Below are 21,453 nucleotides of genomic sequence, written 5' to 3'. Positions count from 1 at the left end.
CTTATCCCGTGCTCCGTACAGGGTAAGGAACTCCAACATCTGATACTCTCAGTATGAGAAAAACCTATTTAGCAACGATTAATTAATCACCGATTGTAAAACATGGGCGAAGACATACAATGAATTCGCCCCATGCTCCGGCAGACTGAGGGCTAAATATTACACGGCATAATGCTGCTCACCTTGTTGCAAGGTGATATCTGTATCTGTAATTTCCGTTGACGCCAACATGGTGTCGCCATTATTCAACCAAGGCTTCTGTTCCGCCATTAATTCGAGGACAGCTTCCAAAAAATGCGCCTTAAAAGTATGGAGACCATATCGATTAGGCAAAATGACATCCCATATGCTTTCTAATTCATATTCATACTTAAGCTCTACTTCGTGCCCCATAGGTTGAGGAATTGGCAATGTTTTTTGCAGGTTCCCCAGCCAATCATGTTGGACGGTATAATGGCGTATCAAACCGCTGTCAGCCATTTCACGAGCAACTTCAGGTGATACGCCCATATATTTCAATGTAGCGTCAGAAACACTCACAGAATTGTAAATAACTGCTGGTTTTCCTGTTGCCAATGCTGCCACTGTTGCTAATCCGCCCCCCAATGAATGCCCTGTAAAAATGACATTTTCACCAAATACTTCTAACGATTTATGTGCCAATTCCACAGCTTGAGTATACTGTTTTTCATTGTAACCAAGCCCTTGACGAATACTTGCCATAAAATCCTGTAATTCATTCGATCCTGTGAAAGAGACAATATATAGTCCCTTATTATGGTAAACACCGGCCTGAAACCCTGTTGAATAATCATTCAGAGTGTCAGGATCAATCCCTAATTTTGATAAATCTTCATCAGACAGGCGCACATAATCGCCAATCCCTAAACTCGTTTGTCGATAAACATCACGGGTAACCAACGTCAAGTTATAATCGACCAGTTTAGATTGTTTTCCCGCAATATCATTAGCTTTCAATTCAGGAGCTGCCATCGTGCTGGCATTTAAATTATTAACCAATGATTGATAGAGCGCATTCACCTGCTTGGTATTTTCTGAAAATGAAATGCTTGGGGAAGAAGTGTGTTCAACTTTGTCAGGTGGTGATTGAGCTGAAGAATTCGGTTGAGGTTGTAACGCATTTCCTTGTAATGAATCGATCCCTAGTCCTCTGAAAAAATCGGTATTAACTGATAAAGTCATAAAATTCTCCTACAGATTATTTAAATTTGGTGGGGGTTAAAATCCCAAATTCTCTATCGGCAGAATTATTAACAACTTTAAAACAAATTTAATTTTCAATTAACAAAATTAACACCCGTAACTAAAATATGGAAATAAAAAAGGGAGTATTAATTCTCCCTTTAAACTTTTTGCTTGATACAAAAATTACAGGCTTTCTGTAAACGTACGCGCAATAACATCACGTTGCTGTTCTGGAGTCAGTGAGTTAAAACGCACAGCATAACCAGATACACGAATAGTGAGTTGAGGATACTTTTCAGGGTGTTTTACTGCATCTTCCAACGTTTCACGACGCAAAACATTAACATTTAGATGTTGCCCGCCTTCTACACGTACAGCCGGCTTGACCTCCAGCGGGATCTCGCGATATTCAAATTGCCCCAGCTCCTCTTTAGCAACAATCTGGCCTTCATCGTAATCTGCTTTGGCACAGATGCAACGCGCTTCATTTTTTTCATCATCCAATAGCCAAAAAGAATTCATCAATGCAGCATTATCAGATTGGGTAATTTGAATTCCAGTAATCATTTATACCTCCAGAATCATCATCTTAGTTATTCAGTCAATCCATAATTTAATCAACCATCGTTCTTGATTTCCTGTATACCAGCACAAATGAGAAGATTCTTTGATTGTAATCAACTAATTTCATAAGGTTATTGATAAAAAATTCATAACATTATGTTTTAAATCATCTTTTACAGTAGAATTGAATGAAATTATTTTCATATTTTTTCAAAAAAATTTATAAAAATAGATTTTCATCCTGAGAATTAAACTTAGATTGGGATCTGAGGGTTTCCCTATCCCAAGGGAATCGGTAAGCTTTAGTCATCTGATAATCATTTAGAAAGGGATTGGCTATGTCCACACCTCTCACATGGCACGATGTCATCGGCAATGAAAAGAAACAGCCTTATTTTATTGATACATTGGCTTATGTTGCCAATGAACGTCAGGCTGGAAAAACCATTTATCCGCCTCAAGCCGATGTTTTTAATGCCTTTCGCTATACTGAATTGGCTGATGTAAAAGTCGTCATTTTAGGGCAAGATCCTTACCACGGTCCGAATCAGGCCCACGGTTTGGCTTTCTCTGTACAGCCTGGTATTCCTGCACCGCCCTCTCTCGTCAATATGTACAAAGAACTGGAGTCGGATATTGCTGGATTTACTCGTCCAAATCACGGTTGCTTGATAAGCTGGGCAAAACAGGGCGTGTTATTACTCAATACCGTACTCACCGTTGAGCGCGGTAACGCACATTCTCATGCGCATTTGGGCTGGGAAACGTTCACTGACAAAGTTATTGCAGCAATCAATGAACATCGCAACGGAGTCATTTTCTTACTTTGGGGATCTCATGCCCAGAAAAAAGGCCACTTCATTGATATCCAACGCCACCATGTATTAAAAGCCCCCCATCCTTCACCTCTGTCCGCCCATCGAGGTTTCTTAGGCTGCAAACATTTTTCACAGGCTAATAACTTATTGGAAGCTCAAGGATTATCTCCTATAGATTGGGTGCCTCAATTACCCCAATAACCGATCTCTATCTACAAAAATGCCGCCTTTCTAATGGCGGCATTGCATCACGAGAGACCGTAACCTTTATTTAGAAACCGCAACCATTGCAGGACGCAATAGACGGCCATTCAAAGTATAACCTTTCTGCATCACCAACATAACCTGATTAGGTTCATGCTGATCTGATTCCATCATGGTCATCGCCTGATGCACTTCTGGATTGAAAGGTACATTAATGTCACTGACCACTTCAACACCAAACTTACCCACTGAATCAATAAAAGATTTCAGTGTCAGTTCAATACCTTCAATCATTGGCAGTAAGGCTTCATTGGTACGATCAGCCGCATCTAATGCACGTTCCAGATTATCGATAACGGGCAAAAGTTCATTGGCGAATTTTTCCAATGCAAATTTATGTGCCTTTTCTATATCCTGCTCAGTACGACGGCGAATGTTTTCGATTTCAGCACGCGCACGCAACATAGCATCACGTTCATTAGCCTGAGCCTGTTTCAGTTGTTCTTCCAACTCAGCAACACGCGGATTAACAACGTTTTCAGTCTCTGGCGCATCTGCCTGTTCCGCATTCATTTGTTGCTCTAATACATTTTCTGTATTTTCTGCGACTTGCTCGTCAGGTACTTTTTGGTCTTTACTACTCATGAATATCTCCGCGTATTTTGTATTATCTTCGCCATTTGAGCTTATTATGGGGATCAATACGCGGGATTCAAGGGAACAATCATTATTGTGAGGGCAAAACCATATGCTGAAGGAAATAACAGCAATGAATAATGAATTCAAATGCATCGGTATTGTCGGTCGTCCACGTCACCCGGAAGCGCTGGCCACCCACGAAATGCTGTACCACTGGCTGGTATCTAAAGGTTATTGCGTCATTGTGGATAGACAGGTCGCGAAAGACATTAATTTAAAAGGCGCTCAAACTGGGGGATTGACAGAAATTGGTAAAATTGCCGATCTTGTGATTGTTGTCGGTGGTGATGGCAATATGCTCGGTGCAACCAGAGTATTATCACGTTATAACATCAAAGTCATTGGTATCAACCGAGGCAATTTGGGCTTTTTGACGGATTTGGATCCCGATAATGCCTTACAACAACTATCCGAAGTTTTGGACGGCAAATATCGAGACGAAAAACGTTTTCTACTTGAAGCACAAGTGACAAAAACGGGACATAAATCCCGCCGTAGCACTGCATTAAATGAAGTCGTACTTCATCCAGGCAAAGTTGCTCATATGATTGAATTCGAAGTATATATTGATGAACGTTTTGCTTTTTCTCAACGTTCAGATGGATTAATCATAGCAACTCCCACTGGCTCTACGGCCTATTCACTGTCTGCTGGAGGACCTATATTAACCCCAAACTTAGACGCTATCGTGCTAGTGCCGATGTTTCCACATACGCTCTCGGCTCGCCCTCTCGTTATCAGCAGCGAAAGCAGCATTCGCCTGAAATTTGCCCAGAATAGCAATGACTACGAAGTCAGTTGTGACAGCCAGATCGTCCTGCCAATCCAAGATGGTGAAGAAGTGATCATCAAACGCAGTGACTATAATCTGCATTTAATTCACCCAAAAGATTACAACTACTTTAATACACTGAGCACAAAACTGGGCTGGTCGAAAAAAATGTTCTAAAAATAGATCTTCCTACTTTACTGTATAAAAAACCAGTTTATACTGTATGGAAGCACAGACATGTTTTTATGCACAGGAACGTGTTTATATACAGTAAAAAAGAAGGAGGAGCACGATGCTGACTCAATTGACCATCAGTAACTTTGCTATCGTTCGCGAACTTGAAATTGATTTCCGCACAGGTATGACGGCAATCACAGGTGAAACCGGAGCCGGTAAATCTATCGCGATTGATGCATTAGGTTTATGTCTTGGCAATCGTGGCGAAACTAACATGGTTCGCCCAGGTGCTCCGCGTACCGATCTTTGTGCCCGTTTTTCACTAACTGATGCTCCTTCTGCCCGCAAATGGCTTATAGACCACCAGCTAGATGGAAGTCTTGATGATGATAATGAGTGCCTGCTGCGTCGTACAATTACCGCTGATGGGCGCTCTCGCGGTTTTATCAATGGTACTGCTGTACCGCTTTCTCAATTACGTGAATTAGGTTCTCATCTAATACAAATTCACGGGCAACATGCTCACCAATTATTGTTAGAAAATCGTCACCAAAGGCGCTTACTGGATATTTACACAGGCGATTTCGAACTTCAGCAAGAAATGAAACAGGCTTACCAGCAATGGCGCCAAAGCTGCCAGGCTCTCTCCCAATTCCAACAACAAGCTCTTGAGCGTCGTTCACGTCAGCAATTGCTGGAATATCACCTGAAAGAACTGGATGAACTGTCACCACAACCAGGCCATTATCAAGAACAGGATAGTGAATATAAACGGCTGGCAAATTGCGGGCAATTCTTGTCCGTCAGTCAAAATATACTCCAGATTTTAAGTGATAATGATGAACAGAACATTACCAGTCTTCTTAGCTATGCCCGCAGTGAACTAACAGAGCTTGCCAGCATGGATCACAAACTCAGTGGCCTGCTTAACATGCTGGAAGAGGCGGCTATTCAAATCAATGAAGTGAGTGACGAGCTACGTCATTACAGCGACCAACTGGAACTGGACCCCAATCGTTTATTTGAACTGGAACAGAAAATCTCCCAACAAATTAGTATGGCCCGTAAACACCATGTTGCGCCAGAAGAGTTACCTGCATTACATCAACAACTGTTGGAAGAGCAATATCAGTTATCCCAGCAGGAAAATGATTGCGCCCACCTTAGTGAACTTGTCAGCTTACATTATCAGCAAGCCCTAACTGTGGCAGAAAAATTGCATCATGTTCGCCAGAAATATGCCGCAGAATTAAGCCAACTGATAACAAACAGTATGCACCAACTTTCTATGCCTCACGGACGTTTTACCATTGATGTTACCTTTGAAGCGGAGCATTTAAATATTGATGGCGCCAGCAAAGTTGAATTCAATGTCACAACCAACCCCGGCCAACCCCACCAACCGTTAGCAAAAGTGGCATCAGGTGGTGAACTTTCCCGTATTGCATTGGCAATTCAAGTTATTACAGCGAAAAAAATGGAAACCCCTGCGCTGATTTTTGATGAAGTTGATGTAGGTATCAGTGGTCCAACAGCGGCCATTGTTGGGCGTTTGCTACGTGAATTGGGAGAATCGACCCAAGTTATGTGCGTCACCCATCTACCCCAAGTTGCAGGATGCGGGCATCAACATTTTTATGTCAGCAAACAGACAGACGGTGAAGAAACAGAAACCCAAATGCAGCTATTGGATAAAAAAGCACGACTTCAAGAACTGGCACGGCTTTTGGCGGGAAGTGAGGTTACAAAAAATACTTTGGCTAACGCAAAAGAACTGTTAGCGGCATAAATTGAGACAACTTTCTTGTATAATTGCAGTCATAGGTAAATGCATAGAGGTTTTCAACCTCTTCAATGTTTATTATTATCGACGGCCTAACTCCTAAAGGAATGTAATTACTATGCGCTGTAAATTGTTGACTGCCGCTACTGTATCACTTGTTATGCTGACTGCGGGTTGCTCTATGTTTGAGCGAATTGTTTATCGTCCTGATATTAATCAAGGGAACTACCTTACGCCGGCTGCGGTATCAAAAATCCATAAAGGAATGACTCAGCAGCAAGTTTCTTACACTTTGGGAACACCAATGCTGACCGATCCATTTGGGAGTCAAACTTGGTATTACGTATTCCGCCAACAACCAGGCCATGGGAAAACAACTCAGGAAACACTGACACTTACCTTTGATAGCAAAGGCGTGTTAACTGATATCAAGGATGAAAAATCACTGCCAGAGAATCAGTGAAATGTGTGTTTTATTTATTCGCCAGTAAAGAGCCTGGCGAATAAATAGACATTATCGTGCATTGTTCTTCGCACGCTCTGCTCGTTTACGGCGCATTTCTTTTGGATCAGCAACCAGAGGGCGATAAATTTCCACACGATCTCCCTCTTCCAATGTATCAGTCAGTTTGGCAGGACGGCTATAAATACCAACTTTATTTTTAGCCAAATCGATATCATTACGTAATGTCAAAAGGCCGGACGTTACAATCGCCTGTTCGACGGTTGCTCCTTGCGGTACTTTCACATTACGCAGATATTGCCGTTCAGGCAGAGCATAAACGACTTCGATATTAATTTCAGACACTATAGACCTCACGTGCACGTTGGGTAAAAGCCTGAACCATATTCCCCGCCAGCTCTTTAAATACCTTACCAAAAGCCAGTTCAATCAATTTATTGGTAAATTCAAAATCGAGATGCAACTCAACCTTACAAGCCTCTTCACTTAACGGAGTAAAATGCCACCCTCCCATCAATTTACGGAAAGGCCCATCAACAAGTTGCATACTGATGCGTTGATTATCAAATAACGTATTGCGCGTTACGAACGTCTTACTGATCCCTGCCTTAGAGACCTCAACAGAAGCCGTCATTTCATTGTTGCTACTGCTTATTACACGGCTACCTACACATCCTGGTAAAAAATCCGGATAAGATGTCACATCGTTGACCAATTTATACATTTGTTCCACGCTGTAAGGCACTAGCGCAGAGCGACTAATCTGTGGCATATCGTTTCCTGTAAAACATAACAGCACTGAATAGTATCACTTAAACATGGTTAAATAAAAACCCGATGACATTTAGAACAATAAATGCGCACTTATCGCTAAATATCATACAGAAGAGATTTCTTTCACTAACGCATACAGTATAATACAACGCACTATGACAAAGAAAAAAGCATACAAACCCGGTTCGGCAACAATTGCCATGAATAAGCGAGCCCGCCACGAATACTTCATTGAGGAAGAACTCGAAGCAGGCTTATCCCTACAAGGTTGGGAAGTCAAATCACTGCGCGCTGGCAAGGCTAACATCAGTGAGAGTTATGTTTTGCTCAAAGATGGTGATGCTTATCTTTTTGGTGCCACAATTACGCCATTAAATGTTGCTTCTTCCCACGTAGTTTGTGATCCGACGAGGTCACGTAAGCTACTACTTAACAAACGCGAGCTTGATTCACTGTATGGTCGAATCAATCGAGAAGGTTATACCATCGTCGCACTTTCCATGTATTGGAAAAATGCCTGGTGCAAAATCAAAATTGGCGTGGCAAAAGGTAAAAAGGCGCATGATAAGCGTTCAGATATCAAAGAACGTGAATGGAAATTAGACAAAGCGAGAATTATGAAGAATTCTGGGCGTTAATCACTGGCATTATCACTCAATATTCTGATATACTTATTCTTAATACACTTGGGGCTGATTCTGGATTCGACGGGATTCGCGAAACCCAAGGTGCATGCCGAGGGGCGGTTGGCCTCGTAAAAAGCCGCAAAACAATAGTCGCAAACGACGAAAACTACGCACTGGCAGCTTAATAACCTGCGCAGAGCCCTCTCTCCCTAGCCTCTGCTCTTAGGACGGGGATCAAGAGAGGTCAAACCCAAAAGAGATCGCGTGGATGCCCTGCCTGGGGTTGAAGCGTTAAATCCAATCAGGCTAGTTTGTTAGTGGCGTGTCTGTCCGCAGCTGGCAAGCGAATGTAAAGACTAGACTAAGCATGTAGTGCCAAGGATGTAGGAATTTCGGACGCGGGTTCAACTCCCGCCAGCTCCACCAAATAAAACAAGGGGTTACGTGAAAACGTAGCCCCTTAATTTTTGGAATGTCCACATTGCGTCCACACAGAAAATTTTTACGCATATATCAATTACTATTTCATTTCAGTTTCAAAAGATATTTTTTAATTCTTCTTAACATAACTATGTTCCATTCCATTTCAGTTTCAAAAATCTATAACCATCTGAAAAATAAATATTCTCTAAAATTCTTCTTGTAAAAGGTAGATCATTAACCCCACGTAAAGTATAAAATTTCTTTTATTATCAACGTATTGCTTTTTTATCTCGATCCTTTTTCTACACTTCAAACTGAAATAATTTTCTGATCCCAAAACCGCAGGCGGGTGCGGTGTAGTCCGTTTTACGTGGGGTTAACGTTTATTTCGTGGGAATTGCGCAGCTTGGGCGCAACGCAGAGACTTTGATCCAAATATGATCGGAAATATCGTGACGGCGGTGTGCGGGTGTGCTCATGGTTAAGTCATCCATTCATGTAATATAGGGTTATTATTACATGAATTTATTTATGACGACACTATCTAAGCACTGTATTATTAATTGAGGTATGTGTATCATGCCGTAGGATCTATATCGAGCCATATTATCAGAAGGTCATCATGACATTTAATGTAAACACCGAGCTGCTTTTTTCTTATGGGACACTTCAACTAGAATCAGTACAACAAGCTAATTTCGGTCGCTTGCTGGAGGGAAAACCTGCTGCAATGGTTGGCTGGCGTAAGAATATGCTCGAAATCACTGATCCGGATGTCTTGGCAGAAAGCGGAGAACGCTTTCATCCGATTGTTAGTCAGAGTGGAAACGATAGCGATAGGGTTGAAGGAACAGCGTTTTATGTCTCATCAGATGAACTTCTCAAAGCAGATGCTTATGAAGTATCAGACTATCACCGTATCAGAGTAAATTTGACATCAGGTGATGTTGCGTGGGTTTATGTAGCTAAAGCGTGAAGCATAATAAGTGGCGAGCCGAATAGCTAACATTGATGGTTGAAATATCAACCATCATCATGGTAATTACCTCGGATAATTGTGCATCATTATTTTTAAGTAGTAGAGTAGATTGTCGACATGACGATGAATAATGGGGAATTCGCAACACCGCTCAAGTCCTGAAAGTCGCCACAGCCACCGTCATGAAAACGTTAAAAACCTCACGTCCTGAAACGTAACGACACTATCCCTGAATGGAAATAATATTCAAATTATCTGTGAAATAGATGAGCAATGGTCGTTTATGGTCTTGCTTAAATTGAGTGGGATAAGTTCTATTCTTACGTTTTGTCATTTTACAACTCAATAATGGGATTATATTCCGTTATTAAAGTATCCTGTTTAATTAAAGTAGCTCAGAGTACATCGCGCTATTTTTAATGGACAAAACTATTAAGCTATGACCAATAGAAACCAAACAGGCTTCTATTATCGAAATCACTACACTCAACGAAACTGATCGTAATGCTCACAACTGTTGTTGACTTTACTATCCCAAACTTTCATTAGTTGCGTAATGGATGACTCGAGAACACTCAGAGGAACTCCATCCCTAGCTAAAGTTGAAAATCCTGACAGGAAGCTGTCAAACATTGCAGCCATTACGGCTGGGTCCTTTTCACTTGCCAATTCACCGTTGTCTATAGCTCGCTGAATGCAGGCAGCGAATCCTTGCCGTACTTGTCCTCTGGCATCAGCCAACAGTTTTTGGATATGGTCGTGCTCCGGTGAGCAAACGCTCGCTGACAGTACCAACAAACATCCCGGAGGATGGCTACATTCCGTCTGCATTTTTGCTGAGCGACGTAGAGTTAACTCAATAGCCTCTTTGGGAGAAAGCGTTTGATCCCAAAGGCTCATTCTTACTTGTCCATACGTATCGATATAACGGATTACCACCTCTTTAAATAATGCCTCTTTGGAACCAAAGGCCGCATAGAAACTGGGAGCGGAGATACCACCCATCCCAGCTTTGAGTAGGCTTAGAGACGTTGATTCATAGCCATACTCCCAGAACAATAACATTGCTTGATTGATTGCTTCATCACGATCGAAAGTACGGGGACGACCCATCTTAGCCATAACCATTTCCTTATTAAAAATAAACTTAAATACTATTCAATATAAAAATCATTGACAAGATAGCCTCATCATCATTACATTTTATACCAATTGGTATATAAATGATAAGGAGCCGTTTTGATGCACAAAAACACCTCTACATTTCCAGGAACAGAAAGTGAACGCCTGCCAACTCCTGGATTACCTGCACTGATGATGACGGGTTTTGCGAGCCACAGGAGCACATACCTTCCAGTCATTGAGATTTACTTGTAAATGACCTTTCATCTTTAACCATTATAGGAGTTTTAATCATGAGCTCACTCGCAGGAAAAGTCGCTCTCGTCACCGGTGGTAGCCGCGGTATTGGTGCCGCCATTGCGCGCATGCTAGCCGCACATGGTGCAGACGTTGCCATTACCTACAGTGCTTCCAAGGACAAAGCAGAGGCTGTCGCGACAGAGATTCGCGCACTTGGCCAACGTGCCGAAATCATCGCCGCCGATGCGTCCGATGCCACCCAAGTTATCGCCGCCGTGGACACAACCATCTCCAGGCTCGGGCAACTCAATATTCTGGTCAACAATGCTGGCAATTTCCTGACTGGAACCATCGATCAGCTCACGATTGACGATTTCGAGCGCACCATATCGGTCAATCTACGGGCTGTATTCGCGGCCATCATGCATGCAGTCAAATATCTGCCTGATGGCGGACGCATCATCTCTCTAGGGAGCTGCCTCGCCCCACGTGCGGGGCGAGCCGGTATCAGTTTGTATGCCACTAGCAAATCTGCTTTGGTCGGTTTGACTAAGAGTGTCGCGCATGACTTGGGTAAACGCGGCATCACAGTCAACCTGCTCCAGCCGGGTCCAATCGACACCGATATGAACCCAGCCGATGGGCCGTGCGCGCCTTCAAATTTGGCCAAATTAGCTCTGCCTGCCTACGGCCAACCCGAAGACATTGCCGCTACCGTACTCTACTTAGCTAGCGACAGCGGACGTTATATCACCGGTGCAGTGATCGACGTGGACGGCGGTTTCAACGCTTGAATCGATCCAATCCAAACAGAAGAATACCATAATGAAGAAATCCGATACTGGCATGCGCCGTTGGTTCCTACTCCTCACTGTCTGCCTAACCGGCATCTTGACACCACTCTGTTTTACCGGTCCGGCAGTAGTATTACCATCGATTCAGCAGATATTGGGCGGTACACCTAATCAACTTAGCTGGGTGATGAACGGCTATATCCTGACCTATGGCAGCCTGATGATGGCAGGAGGAAGTCTGGCCGACACTTATGGGCGCAAGCGGATCTGGTTGCTCGGGCTGACGCTATTCATCGTAGTCACATTTATCATTCCCTACGCGCCGTCAGTACTGTGGATAGGTGTGTTGCGTCTGTTCCAAGGCGCAGCGGGAGCCGTAGCATGTGCCGGGGGCATTTCAACCCTAGCTCAAGTCTTCCACGGCTCAACTCGTACCCGTGCATTCAGTATCCTCGGTACCTGCTTCGGTGTTGCTCTGGCCTTTGGCCCATTGGCCGCAGGTTGGTTGGTAGATACTGCGGGTTGGCGCTGGGTATTTTTGGCAACCGCACTGCTCAGTGTCATTAGCCTGATTTTGGCACTCTTCACCGCTGACGAGTCACGCGACCCACAGGCTACGGGTTTAGACTGGCCTGGAGCAATTAGTTTCACCGGCTTCCTGACACTGCTGACTTACGGGCTGCTACGTGTACCGGAGCACGGTTGGAAAGATACTGGCGTAGTGGCGTCTCTGGTGGCGACCATGATATTGTTCGTCGCTTTTATCATTATAGAGAAACGACAGACTCGCCCTATGCTCGATCTATCGCTGTTCGCTAACACCCGCTTTGTAGGCGTACAACTGCTAGGTGCTTCGCCCGCGTTTTTCTATATCACGCTGATCGTGATCCTGCCAGCACGTTTCATCAGCGTAGATGGTTACAGCGCACTGGAGGCTGGGCAAATTATGATCGCTTTATCAGCACCGCTGCTGGTGGTACCTTTCATCGCTGGAGTGCTGGCTCGTTGGATATCGGCGGGTATATTGTCAGGTATTGGCCTATTGATCCTGGCACTGGGCTTGGCTCTATTGGGTCATAACCTAGCCGGAGGTGCTGCTAATGGCGTATTACACTGGCCAATGCTGCTGATCGGCGTAGGCATCGGCTTACCGTGGGGTCTGATGGACAGCCTCGCGGTCAGCGTGGTGGAGAAGGAACGTGCGGGTATGGCCACAGGCATCTTCAATGCGATCCGTGTATCGGCTGATGGTTTAGCACTGGCTGTATTTGGTGTGTTATTGGTGATATTGATCCAGTCTGGTTTATCCGACATCACTTCCAACACAGCATTGGGTCAAGCAGCCAGCCGTGCTGCTATTGGCGACTTGGCTGGTGCCAACACCTTGCTACCTGGATTAGAGGACGCGCTGCTACGCAGCTACGATGCAGCGTTTCGCACTACCTTGTTCATTCTATCAGGAGCTTCCGTGCTGACGGCGTTGATGATCTTGGCTCTGCTAGGCCGGGTCAATGGGCATAACGAAGGTGTGCCCGCTTAAGGCAAGTCATGGTTGATGCGACTGTCTTTGTCTACTCGCTAAAAGAATTTTCCAATTTGAAATCGAGAAATCCCACCTTTATAACATGAGAAAGGCCGTGCAAATTTGCGCGGCCTTAAATTTAGAGTATGAATTTGAGCAATTTATTCATCACGCCAGTTTAAGTAATAACGCTTAGTTTGATCTGTTTGCTTCAGAATCTCTCCTAGTTTCTGAACATCTGGTTTTTGTGGATCATCATCGTGGTTATAGTAATACAAAACACCGTATGTGGAATTTGTTATATCTGGTCCAAACTCTTTTGTGAATACTCCAAGATTGTAGATTACATCGTCAACTTTGACATAAAGATTCTTCTTAAATAATTCTTTCACTTTTTGAGAATTATTTTCATTAATGGATACCGCAAAATGAATATAATCTTTATTTATGTTAGTATGGAATATTGAAGTATTTTCAATAGCTGTTTTATTCTGGGTGATAGTTAAAATCCCCATAGGATTTACACTTGTATCACTTATTTTATTTACACCCAAATATCCCGAATAATTAGATTCTCCTTCATATTCTGATTTAAGATCGAAAACTAACATATCATCTAGTTCTTTAATCAGTTCCCAATCACAAGCCATCATATCTTCTTGTGTCGGTTGCCAAGGCACGAAGTTACCGTGTTCATTATGCAAATCAATATGTGTCAGATAATCATACTGAGTCCCAACAGCAACACCATCAACCGCATAAGCACTACCTTCATCTACAATTAGATTATTCACTCGTGGCGTAATAGCTAGATACATGCCTTTATCACCCCAAACAAAACGGGCAATACGCTTGCGTAGTTTTAATTGAATCAAAGCCCAAGAGAAAGAACCCACTGGTGCAATAAAGCAATCGCATTGATATTGTTTTGGATCGAATGGGCATTCACATTCAGGCTTAATAACGTTAGACATACTAATTCCTTATATTTATAGGTAATTTCAAGAAAAAATAAAATTTATATTCCGTTCACTGTCAGACAGTTGAAATATATTAACAAATACTGAACACCATTTTAATTTGTTAGATTTGTGTGGTTTTTTGCACAAACAAGCAACAGTCAAAATTCAAAATTCAAAATTCAAAATTTAATTAATTAAACTCTAATTTGATTTATATCGCTCTCACAAAAAAACAGAAAAATTACACTCAATATCAATCAGAAACATAATCACCCTAAGAATATAAACCAATAAGAATAAACATCATCCCCAAAAGGTTATTATGTGTAAAAACTCAACATTAATAATTCAGCATGAAAGCAATAAACTTTTCCCTAGTAGTTTTAATTAATATTCTCAACAATGCTTACTAATATGCGCCGCAGTATTATTATTACACGGCTCACGAGTTATACGCATTAAACTTCAAGTTGCAATTTACAACACGCTATGAAACTTGATTTCTCCCCGCCTCGCGGGGAGAAATCACATGCATCTTGAAGTTAGATTGGTATAACAGTAAAAGTGGGAGAATATCTGTATCTTAACCGAGCATTAAATGGTTGGTACTGGGCATATAAAGACTCAGGAGAAGCAGGCCGGATTCCTCTGGAATATATTAAATTCTAAGATGCCATATTGATACAGCCATCCCAGTATTAACCACAATATTGTGACTATACTGCCCTCTTATTTATCAAGGTATTCAATAACATTGATGGGATACATTACCGGACAAAGGAGACAAAGTAATGAAGTTTGTTCCCGATTATAATCATATTCATGCAGCACATTCTCGTATTAAATCCTATATCAATAAAACCCCTGTATTGACATCAACAACTGTCAATGAACTCTTTAACGCTCAAGTCTATTTCAAGTGTGAAAACTATCAAAAAATGGGGGCATTCAAATTCCGCGGAGCCATGAATGCCCTATCCCAGTTTAGTGATGAACAGAAAAACGCAGGCGTTATTGCTTTTTCATCAGGCAATCATGCACAAGCAATTGCGCTGGCAGCTAAGTTACTGAATATTTCTGCCACCATTGTCATGCCACACGATGCTCCCCAAGCTAAGATAACGGCAACAAAAGGTTATGGTGGTAAAATAGTTTTTTATGACCGATATACTGAAGATCGCGAAAAAATCGGTCGGCAACTGGCAGAAAAACACGGCATGACACTCATCCCACCTTTCGATCATCCACATATCATTGCAGGTCAAGGCACCGCAGCTAAGGAGTTATTTGAAGAAGTCGGTGAGTTGGATGCTCTGTTTATACCTCTTGGCGGTGGGGGTTTATTGTCTGGCTCTGCGCTTGCCGCTGCTCACTTATCCCCTACATGTCAGGTTTTTGGTGTCGAACCAGCAACCGGTAATGATGGTCAGCAGTCTTTTAAAAAAGGTGAAATAGTCCATATAAATACCCCAAAAACCATTGCAGATGGTGCTCAAACACAACACTTGGGACAACACACTTTTGCTATCATTCGCCACCTTGTTAAAGACATTCTTACTGCGTCAGATGATCAATTAATTGATGCCATGCACTTTTTGGCCGAGCGAATGAAAACCATTGTCGAGCCTACCGGCTGTTTGGGATTTGCTGCGGCAAACGCAATGCGGGAACAATTGCAAGGGCAACGTATCGGAATTATCTTGAGTGGTGGAAATATTGATATAAAACAATATGCACATTTGTTAGCAAACAAGCTCTCATGAGCATTCATTATTTAATCATGCCCCCGTTAGCATGATAAAAATAAGCAGAAAATTGCTACTTAACTTTTTCCTGTTCTTTCTTTAACTTCCGCCATAACGTCGTGCGGCTAATGCCCAGATATTCTGCTGCCGCACGCCGATTACCGGAAAACCGCGCCACAATATCGTGTACTAAAGGCGTATTTTCGATAAGAGAAGCTGTCTCAATCTGGGCTGCTTGAGTAACATCAGAGCCAGTCTGGCGTTCAGGTGAAAGCGATAATATCAATGTAGGGGTTAACGCCTGTTCTGGATGAGCACTTAAATAAAGCGCTATCCGTTCCATTAAGTTACGTAGTTCACGCACATTTCCCGGCCAATGATAGTCATGCAACACGTCATAACACCCAGCAAGCGCCTGTATCCTCGATGCAGTAATGGGTAAGTTAAGTACCGCGAAAGCCCGTTGTAAGTATTCTAGCGCCAACAAACCAATATCATCCCCCCTCTCCCTTAATGCAGGTATGTTGATCCGCAATACACTCAAACGGTAGAACAAATCTGCCCGAAAACGCCCTTCCCTGACCCAAGTATCTAAATCACAATGCGTCGCACAGATGATCCGCACATCGACGGCAATCGGACGATATCCACCAACCCTGACAACCGATTTTTCTTCTAATACCCTTAATAACCGCGTTTGCAAAGGCAATGGCATTTCACCGATTTCATCCAGAAATAGCGTCCCTCTATGTGCAATTTCAAATAACCCCGCACGCCCACCACGTCGTGAACCGGTGAAAGCGCCTTCCTCATAACCAAACAGTTCAGCCTCCAGCAAAGACTCCGTAATCGCGCCACAGTTAACGGCAACAAATGGCCGCGGATACTTGCCCGCTAGCTGTCCATATCGCAAGGTATATTCATGATGAATAGCCTGCGCCACCAGCTCTTTTCCTGTACCGCTTTCTCCCTGAATTAAAACTGTTGCCGTCGAGCGGGAGTACAGCATAATTGTATTGCGCACATGTTCTACCACAACAGAATGTCCCCTGATGTCGTTGATTGTGTGCCGTGTGCGTAGTTTATCTTCTGTAGGATAAGGAGAAATCATTGCCTGATTAAGTTTGCTCATTCGGGCCATCTCCAACGCATCCCTAAATGCCTGCCGAATCGAATCCGCTGAATAGACAAAAACCCCCACTAACTCAGCTTCATAAGCAAGATCGGTAATCAATCCGGCCCCGACAATCACTTTTATGCCCATCGCCTTCAACGTATTGACCTGCGCCCTAGCATCTTCCTCTGTGACATAACTGCGTTGTTCAATGCGCAAATTGAAATGCTGCTGAAATTCTTCTAATGCAGGCAACGTATTTTGATAGGTAATCACACCAATTCGGGAACTGATTTGTCGGGCACGGGCCAATGCCTGCATAAAATCAAATCCGCTGGCTTTAGCTATAATCACAGGCACAGATAAACGGCTTTTTAAATACGCCCCATTAGATCCTGCGCAAATCACCGCATCACAATGTTCAGTTTCCAGTCGTTTGCGAATATGTTGGACCGCACGTTCAAAACCCAACTGAATCGGCGTGATATTCGCTTGGTGATCAAATTCCGGTGTAATATCACGAAAAAGATCAAAAAGTCTGGAAACAGAGACGGTCCAGATAACGGGTTTATTGTTATCACGTTCCTCTGCCTGTGCTGATGCCATATCTCCTCCCCTGTTGCTTGTGTTCTGTTTCACCGCCAAAATATGAAACAAAAATGAAACATAATTGATTCAATATGAAACAAATATACATTATAGCCAATAGCTAAACAGTAGCTACTTATCAACCAAAATCTATCCACCAAATTAATTTTTAATAATTAAAACATATAGTTGAAACATCAACATTAGCCCATCTGCCCATTTTTTAAATATTGGCATAGACTTTGCTAAAAAAATTCACAGTAACAACAAAATACAAATTGGTTTCATTTTGGTAACAATGGGGTTATGTATGGCACTTTCTTCCGCTGGTTTAGCTTTTCGTCAGGCAATAGAGGACGAATCTCCGTTACAAGTCGTCGGAACCATCAATGCAAACCATGCATTACTGGCAAAACAGGCAGGCTACAAGGCGATTTACCTTTCAGGTGGTGGTGTTTCTGCGGGTTCACTGGGGCTGCCAGATTTGGGGATCTCTACGCTGGACGACGTGTTGATTGATGTCCGCCGTATTACTGATGTCTGTGACTTACCGCTGCTTGTCGATGCCGATATTGGGTTCGGTTCCTCGGCGTTTAATGTCGCCCGCACAATTCGTTCTATTATTAAAGCAGGAGCCGCGGGTGTGCATATTGAAGATCAGGTCGGTGCTAAACGTTGTGGTCATCGTCCAAATAAAGAAATTGTTTCCAAACAGGAGATGGTAGACCGTATCAAGGCTGCCGTTGATGCCCGTACCGATGAAAATTTTGTCATTATGGCCCGCACGGATGCACTGGCAGTAGAAGGGTTAGATGCCGCACTGGACAGAGCCACAGCTTATATCGAAGCGGGCGCCGATATGCTGTTCCCTGAAGCCATCACCGAGCTGCATATGTATCAGGAATTCGCGTCCAAGACGCAGGTCCCTGTTTTAGCGAACATTACCGAATTCGGTGCGACACCACTCTTTACAATCGAAGAATTAAGGCGCGTCAACGTCGCCATTGCCCTTTACCCGCTATCAGCATTTCGGGCGATGAATAAAGCCGCCGAACAGGTCTATACCACTTTGCGTCGAGATGGCACACAGAAAAACGTCATCAATATGATGCAAACCCGCAATGAACTTTATGAAAGCATCAACTACTACGATTTTGAACGAAAACTGGATGCCCTGTTTTCCCAGAAAAATAGCAGAGGTGATACTCATGAGTAAGCAGAATACGGCAACGGAACTCTCAGAATCTACACCATTTAAGCCCAAAAAATCAGTTGCACTGTCCGGTGTCACAGCAGGCAATACAGCGCTCTGTACCGTTGGCAAAAATGGCAATGATTTACATTACCGTGGTTATGATATTCTCGATTTGGCCGCCCATTGTGAATTTGAAGAAGTCGCTTATCTTCTCATCCACGACAAACTTCCCTCCCACGCAGAATTGACATCCTACAAAAACAAATTGAAATCCTTACGTGGCCTGCCAAGCAATGTCAAAGCCGCATTGGAGGCACTGCCTGCGGTGGCCCATCCTATGGATGTCATGCGTACCGGCGTTTCTGTACTGGGTTGTACTTTGCCAGAAAAAGAAGATCACAACCTGGCTGGTGCCCGCGATATTGCTGATCGCTTACTCGCCTCTCTCGGTTCAATACTGCTGTATTGGTATCACTATAGTTATAATGGCCGTCGCATCGAAGTTGAAACCGATGATGATTCCATTGGCGGACACTTTCTCCATCTCTTGCATGGTCAAAAGCCACGGGGATCATGGGAAAAAGCGATGCACACCTCCCTGATCTTGTACGCTGAACATGAATTTAATGCGTCTACCTTTACCAGCCGAGTCATTGCGGGCACGGGATCAGATATTTACTCTGCCATTATCGGGGGAATCGGTGCCCTGCGTGGATCGAAGCATGGTGGGGCCAATGAAGTTTCATTCGAAATTCAGCAACGCTATGACACTCCCGCGCAAGCCGAAACCGATATTCTGGCCCGTCTGGCGAGAAAAGAAGTTATCATCGGTTTCGGCCATCCGGTTTATACCGTCTCCGATCCTCGCCATAAAGTCATTAAAGAAATTGCCCTGCAACTTTCCCAGGAAGCAAGGACAACCCAGATGTATGACATTGCTGATCGGATTGAATCCGTGATGTGGGATAACAAAAAAATGTTCCCGAATCTTGATTGGTTCTCAGCGGTTTCCTATCACATGATGGGGGTTCCTACTGCCATGTTTACCCCGCTATTTGTGATGGCCCGCACTTCTGGTTGGGCCGCTCACATTATTGAGCAACGTATTGATAACAAAATCATCCGTCCATCAGCTCACTATATTGGCCCTGAAAATTTGGCATTTATACCGCTTGAACAACGTTAATAATTCGATTTAAGGATTAATTATGTCTACCTCTGTTGTTAACAACCGACCTGATTACGATCAGGTGATTGTAGATATTGTGGATTATGTCATGGACTACACCATAACATCCCCAATTGCTTACGCCACAGCCCACCACTGCCTGATAGATACCTTGGGTTGTGGATTAGAGGCGCTGGAATATCCCGCCTGCACAAAACTATTAGGGCCAATTGTGCCGGGAACAACGGTACTTAACGGTGCGCGCGTACCAGGAACCCAATTCCAGCTCGATCCTGTTCAAGCCGCCTTTAACATTGGTGCAATGATCCGCTGGCTCGATTTCAATGACACCTGGCTGGCGGCCGAATGGGGACATCCTTCTGATAATCTTGGCGGAATACTTGCCACCGCCGACTGGTTGTCCAGAAATGCGATTGCCCGCGGAGAAAAACCACTCACCATATGGGATGTTCTGACAGCGATGATTAAGGCGCATGAAATTCAAGGCTGCCTGGCATTAGAAAATGCTTTCAATAAAGTCGGGTTGGATCATGTTATTTTAGTCAAAGTGGCTTCCACGGCGGTTGTCGCTCAACTGTTAGGGCTGCAACGTGAGGAAATATTAAGTGCGGTTTCATTGGCCTGGGTTGACGGACAATCTTTGAGAACTTATCGCCATGCCCCCAATACCGGCTCGCGCAAATCCTGGGCTGCGGGAGATGCAACTTCCCGTGCCGTGCGTCTGGCTCTGATAGCCCAAACCGGTGAAATGGGTTATCCCTCTGTATTATCTGCCAAAACCTGGGGATTTTATGACGTTCTGTTCAATGGTCAGCCATTCACATTCCAGCGCCCTTATGGTTCTTATGTCATGGAAAATGTGCTGTTTAAAATCGCTTTTCCAGCAGAATTCCATTCACAAACTGCCGTAGAAGCAGCAATGATCTTGCATCAGCAACTGAAAGAGCACAACAAACGCATTGAAGATATTGCACAAATCACTATCCGTACCCACGAAGCCTGTATCAGAATCATTGATAAACAGGGACCATTGAACAATCCCGCCGACAGGGATCACTGTATTCAATATATGGTTGCCGTCCCGCTGATTTTTGGGCGTCTGACGGCTGCGGATTATGAAGATGATATCGCTGCCGATCCACGCATTGACACCTTGCGGGAAAAAATAGTCTGCGTTGAAGACCTTGATTTCACCCGTGACTATCATGATCCCGAAAAACGCTCCATTGCCAATGCACTGACGTTGACATTCACCGATGGCACTCAATTGGACGAAGTTAAAATCGAATTCCCGATTGGACACGCCCGTCGCCGTAAAGATGGCATTCCGCTATTAGAGGAGAAATTCAAAACCAATCTGGCGCGTCGTTTCCCGCAAGAGCAGCAACAAAAAATTTTAGCGATATCTCTTGATCTGATGGCATTGAGAGACATCCCGGTAAACGAATACCTTGATTTGTATGTCATATAATTTGTATATCCTTAAGAGATGAA

The 21,453-nt window shown here is 43.6% G+C and carries 22 protein-coding genes and 1 other RNA gene; 15 read left to right on the top strand and 8 right to left on the bottom strand.

Features of this window, described 5'->3' with window-relative positions; translation table 11 throughout:
• Positions 1-159 precede the first annotated feature (159 nt).
• Both WDV74_RS04575 and grcA read right to left on the bottom strand, forming a co-directional pair.
• Positions 160-1,203: a phospholipase gene (locus WDV74_RS04575; protein ID WP_338884895.1), complete on the bottom strand. Its 1,044-nt coding sequence runs from the start codon at positions 1,201-1,203 to the stop codon at positions 160-162.
• A gap of 186 nt (positions 1,204-1,389) precedes the next feature.
• Positions 1,390-1,773 carry an autonomous glycyl radical cofactor GrcA gene (gene grcA, locus WDV74_RS04570; protein ID WP_338804754.1) on the bottom strand — a complete coding sequence of 128 codons (384 nt, stop codon included), beginning with the start codon at positions 1,771-1,773 and terminating at the stop codon, positions 1,390-1,392.
• A gap of 335 nt (positions 1,774-2,108) precedes the next feature.
• On the opposite strand from grcA, the gene ung reads away from it, so the two are divergent.
• Entirely contained in the window at positions 2,109-2,789 is a 681-nt protein-coding gene (gene ung / locus WDV74_RS04565; protein WP_338884894.1) for a uracil-DNA glycosylase, read from the top strand.
• A gap of 66 nt (positions 2,790-2,855) precedes the next feature.
• Here the strand turns inward: ung and grpE are convergent, their stop codons facing one another.
• On the bottom strand, positions 2,856-3,437 hold the full coding sequence (grpE, locus tag WDV74_RS04560) for a nucleotide exchange factor GrpE (RefSeq protein WP_338884893.1): 582 nt from the start codon (positions 3,435-3,437) through the stop codon (positions 2,856-2,858).
• 124 nt (positions 3,438-3,561) lie between these two features.
• On the opposite strand from grpE, the gene nadK reads away from it, so the two are divergent.
• The 3 genes from nadK to bamE all read left to right on the top strand — a co-directional run bounded on the left by nadK (position 3,562) and on the right by bamE (position 6,686).
• The gene (gene nadK / locus WDV74_RS04555; protein WP_143187471.1) at positions 3,562-4,440 is read left to right on the top strand and encodes an NAD(+) kinase; all 879 of its coding nucleotides are present in this window, start codon (positions 3,562-3,564) and stop codon (positions 4,438-4,440) included.
• 115 nt (positions 4,441-4,555) lie between these two features.
• Positions 4,556-6,229 (top strand): DNA repair protein RecN, encoded by a 1,674-nt coding sequence (recN, locus tag WDV74_RS04550; protein WP_338884891.1) that lies wholly within the window; start codon positions 4,556-4,558, stop codon positions 6,227-6,229.
• A gap of 112 nt (positions 6,230-6,341) precedes the next feature.
• Positions 6,342-6,686: an outer membrane protein assembly factor BamE gene (gene bamE, locus WDV74_RS04545; protein WP_189760706.1), complete on the top strand. Its 345-nt coding sequence runs from the start codon at positions 6,342-6,344 to the stop codon at positions 6,684-6,686.
• A gap of 51 nt (positions 6,687-6,737) precedes the next feature.
• On the opposite strand, the gene WDV74_RS04540 is transcribed toward bamE, so the two are convergent.
• Both WDV74_RS04540 and WDV74_RS04535 read right to left on the bottom strand, forming a co-directional pair.
• Entirely contained in the window at positions 6,738-7,031 is a 294-nt protein-coding gene (locus WDV74_RS04540) for an RnfH family protein (protein WP_338884889.1), read from the bottom strand.
• Positions 7,024-7,458 (bottom strand): type II toxin-antitoxin system RatA family toxin, encoded by a 435-nt coding sequence (locus tag WDV74_RS04535; RefSeq protein WP_338884888.1) that lies wholly within the window; start codon positions 7,456-7,458, stop codon positions 7,024-7,026. Before WDV74_RS04535 ends, WDV74_RS04540 begins: the two co-directional genes overlap by 8 nt.
• 157 nt (positions 7,459-7,615) lie before the next feature.
• Here WDV74_RS04535 and smpB point away from each other — a divergent pair, with 157 nt between their 5' ends.
• From smpB to WDV74_RS04520, 3 genes are all read left to right on the top strand, one after another.
• Positions 7,616-8,098: an SsrA-binding protein SmpB gene (smpB, locus tag WDV74_RS04530; RefSeq protein ID WP_189760709.1), complete on the top strand. Its 483-nt coding sequence runs from the start codon at positions 7,616-7,618 to the stop codon at positions 8,096-8,098.
• A gap of 50 nt (positions 8,099-8,148) precedes the next feature.
• Positions 8,149-8,512: a transfer-messenger RNA gene (ssrA, locus tag WDV74_RS04525) on the top strand.
• 619 nt (positions 8,513-9,131) lie between these two features.
• The gene (locus WDV74_RS04520; RefSeq protein WP_338884886.1) at positions 9,132-9,485 is read left to right on the top strand and encodes a gamma-glutamylcyclotransferase family protein; all 354 of its coding nucleotides are present in this window, start codon (positions 9,132-9,134) and stop codon (positions 9,483-9,485) included.
• A 489-nt stretch (positions 9,486-9,974) separates the two neighbouring features.
• Here WDV74_RS04520 and WDV74_RS04515 read toward each other — a convergent pair whose 3' ends face one another.
• A complete protein-coding gene (locus WDV74_RS04515; RefSeq protein ID WP_338884885.1) occupies positions 9,975-10,610 on the bottom strand; it encodes a TetR/AcrR family transcriptional regulator in 636 nt (211 codons plus the stop codon).
• Positions 10,611-10,730: 120 nt separating this feature from the next.
• Between WDV74_RS04515 and WDV74_RS04510 the strand changes: the two genes are divergently transcribed.
• Genes WDV74_RS04510 through WDV74_RS04500 form a run of 3 tightly spaced genes read left to right on the top strand, consistent with a single transcriptional unit; the run spans position 10,731 to position 13,184 of the window.
• Entirely contained in the window at positions 10,731-10,865 is a 135-nt protein-coding gene (locus tag WDV74_RS04510) for a hypothetical protein (protein ID WP_338884883.1), read from the top strand.
• A 35-nt stretch (positions 10,866-10,900) separates the two neighbouring features.
• The gene (locus WDV74_RS04505; RefSeq protein WP_338885533.1) at positions 10,901-11,644 is read left to right on the top strand and encodes an SDR family oxidoreductase; all 744 of its coding nucleotides are present in this window, start codon (positions 10,901-10,903) and stop codon (positions 11,642-11,644) included.
• 31 nt (positions 11,645-11,675) lie between these two features.
• Complete coding sequence (locus WDV74_RS04500) at positions 11,676-13,184, top strand: MFS transporter (RefSeq protein WP_338884882.1); 1,509 nt, start codon at positions 11,676-11,678, stop codon at positions 13,182-13,184.
• A 143-nt stretch (positions 13,185-13,327) separates the two neighbouring features.
• Here the strand turns inward: WDV74_RS04500 and WDV74_RS04495 are convergent, their stop codons facing one another.
• The gene (locus WDV74_RS04495; RefSeq protein ID WP_338884881.1) at positions 13,328-14,140 is read right to left on the bottom strand and encodes a DUF2829 domain-containing protein; all 813 of its coding nucleotides are present in this window, start codon (positions 14,138-14,140) and stop codon (positions 13,328-13,330) included.
• 552 nt (positions 14,141-14,692) lie between these two features.
• Here WDV74_RS04495 and WDV74_RS04490 point away from each other — a divergent pair.
• Complete coding sequence (locus tag WDV74_RS04490; RefSeq protein WP_338884880.1) at positions 14,693-14,797, top strand: hypothetical protein; 105 nt, start codon at positions 14,693-14,695, stop codon at positions 14,795-14,797.
• Between the two features lie 122 nt (positions 14,798-14,919).
• Positions 14,920-15,891, top strand: coding sequence for a threo-3-hydroxy-L-aspartate ammonia-lyase (locus WDV74_RS04485; RefSeq protein ID WP_338884879.1), 972 nt, complete (start codon positions 14,920-14,922; stop codon positions 15,889-15,891).
• A 55-nt stretch (positions 15,892-15,946) separates the two neighbouring features.
• Here the strand turns inward: WDV74_RS04485 and prpR are convergent, their stop codons facing one another.
• Positions 15,947-17,593, bottom strand: a complete 1,647-nt coding sequence (prpR, locus tag WDV74_RS04480) for a propionate catabolism operon regulatory protein PrpR (RefSeq protein ID WP_338884877.1) — start codon at positions 17,591-17,593, stop codon at positions 15,947-15,949.
• Between the two features lie 292 nt (positions 17,594-17,885).
• Here prpR and prpB point away from each other — a divergent pair, with 292 nt between their 5' ends.
• The 3 genes from prpB to WDV74_RS04465 are packed head-to-tail and all read left to right on the top strand — an operon-like array spanning position 17,886 to position 21,430.
• Positions 17,886-18,791: a methylisocitrate lyase gene (gene prpB / locus WDV74_RS04475; protein ID WP_273560127.1), complete on the top strand. Its 906-nt coding sequence runs from the start codon at positions 17,886-17,888 to the stop codon at positions 18,789-18,791.
• Positions 18,784-19,956: a 2-methylcitrate synthase gene (gene prpC / locus WDV74_RS04470; protein ID WP_338884876.1), complete on the top strand. Its 1,173-nt coding sequence runs from the start codon at positions 18,784-18,786 to the stop codon at positions 19,954-19,956. The genes prpB and prpC overlap by 8 nt, the downstream gene beginning before the upstream one ends.
• A gap of 22 nt (positions 19,957-19,978) precedes the next feature.
• Positions 19,979-21,430: a bifunctional 2-methylcitrate dehydratase/aconitate hydratase gene (locus WDV74_RS04465; RefSeq protein WP_338884875.1), complete on the top strand. Its 1,452-nt coding sequence runs from the start codon at positions 19,979-19,981 to the stop codon at positions 21,428-21,430.
• Positions 21,431-21,453 lie beyond the last annotated feature (23 nt).

It is taken from the genome of Xenorhabdus sp. TH1 (assembly GCF_037260955.1).
Classification (GTDB): domain Bacteria; phylum Pseudomonadota; class Gammaproteobacteria; order Enterobacterales; family Enterobacteriaceae; genus Xenorhabdus; species Xenorhabdus griffiniae.
The sequence above is the reverse complement of the archived record's forward strand: the minus strand, read 5'-3'. Positions and strand labels throughout refer to the sequence as shown.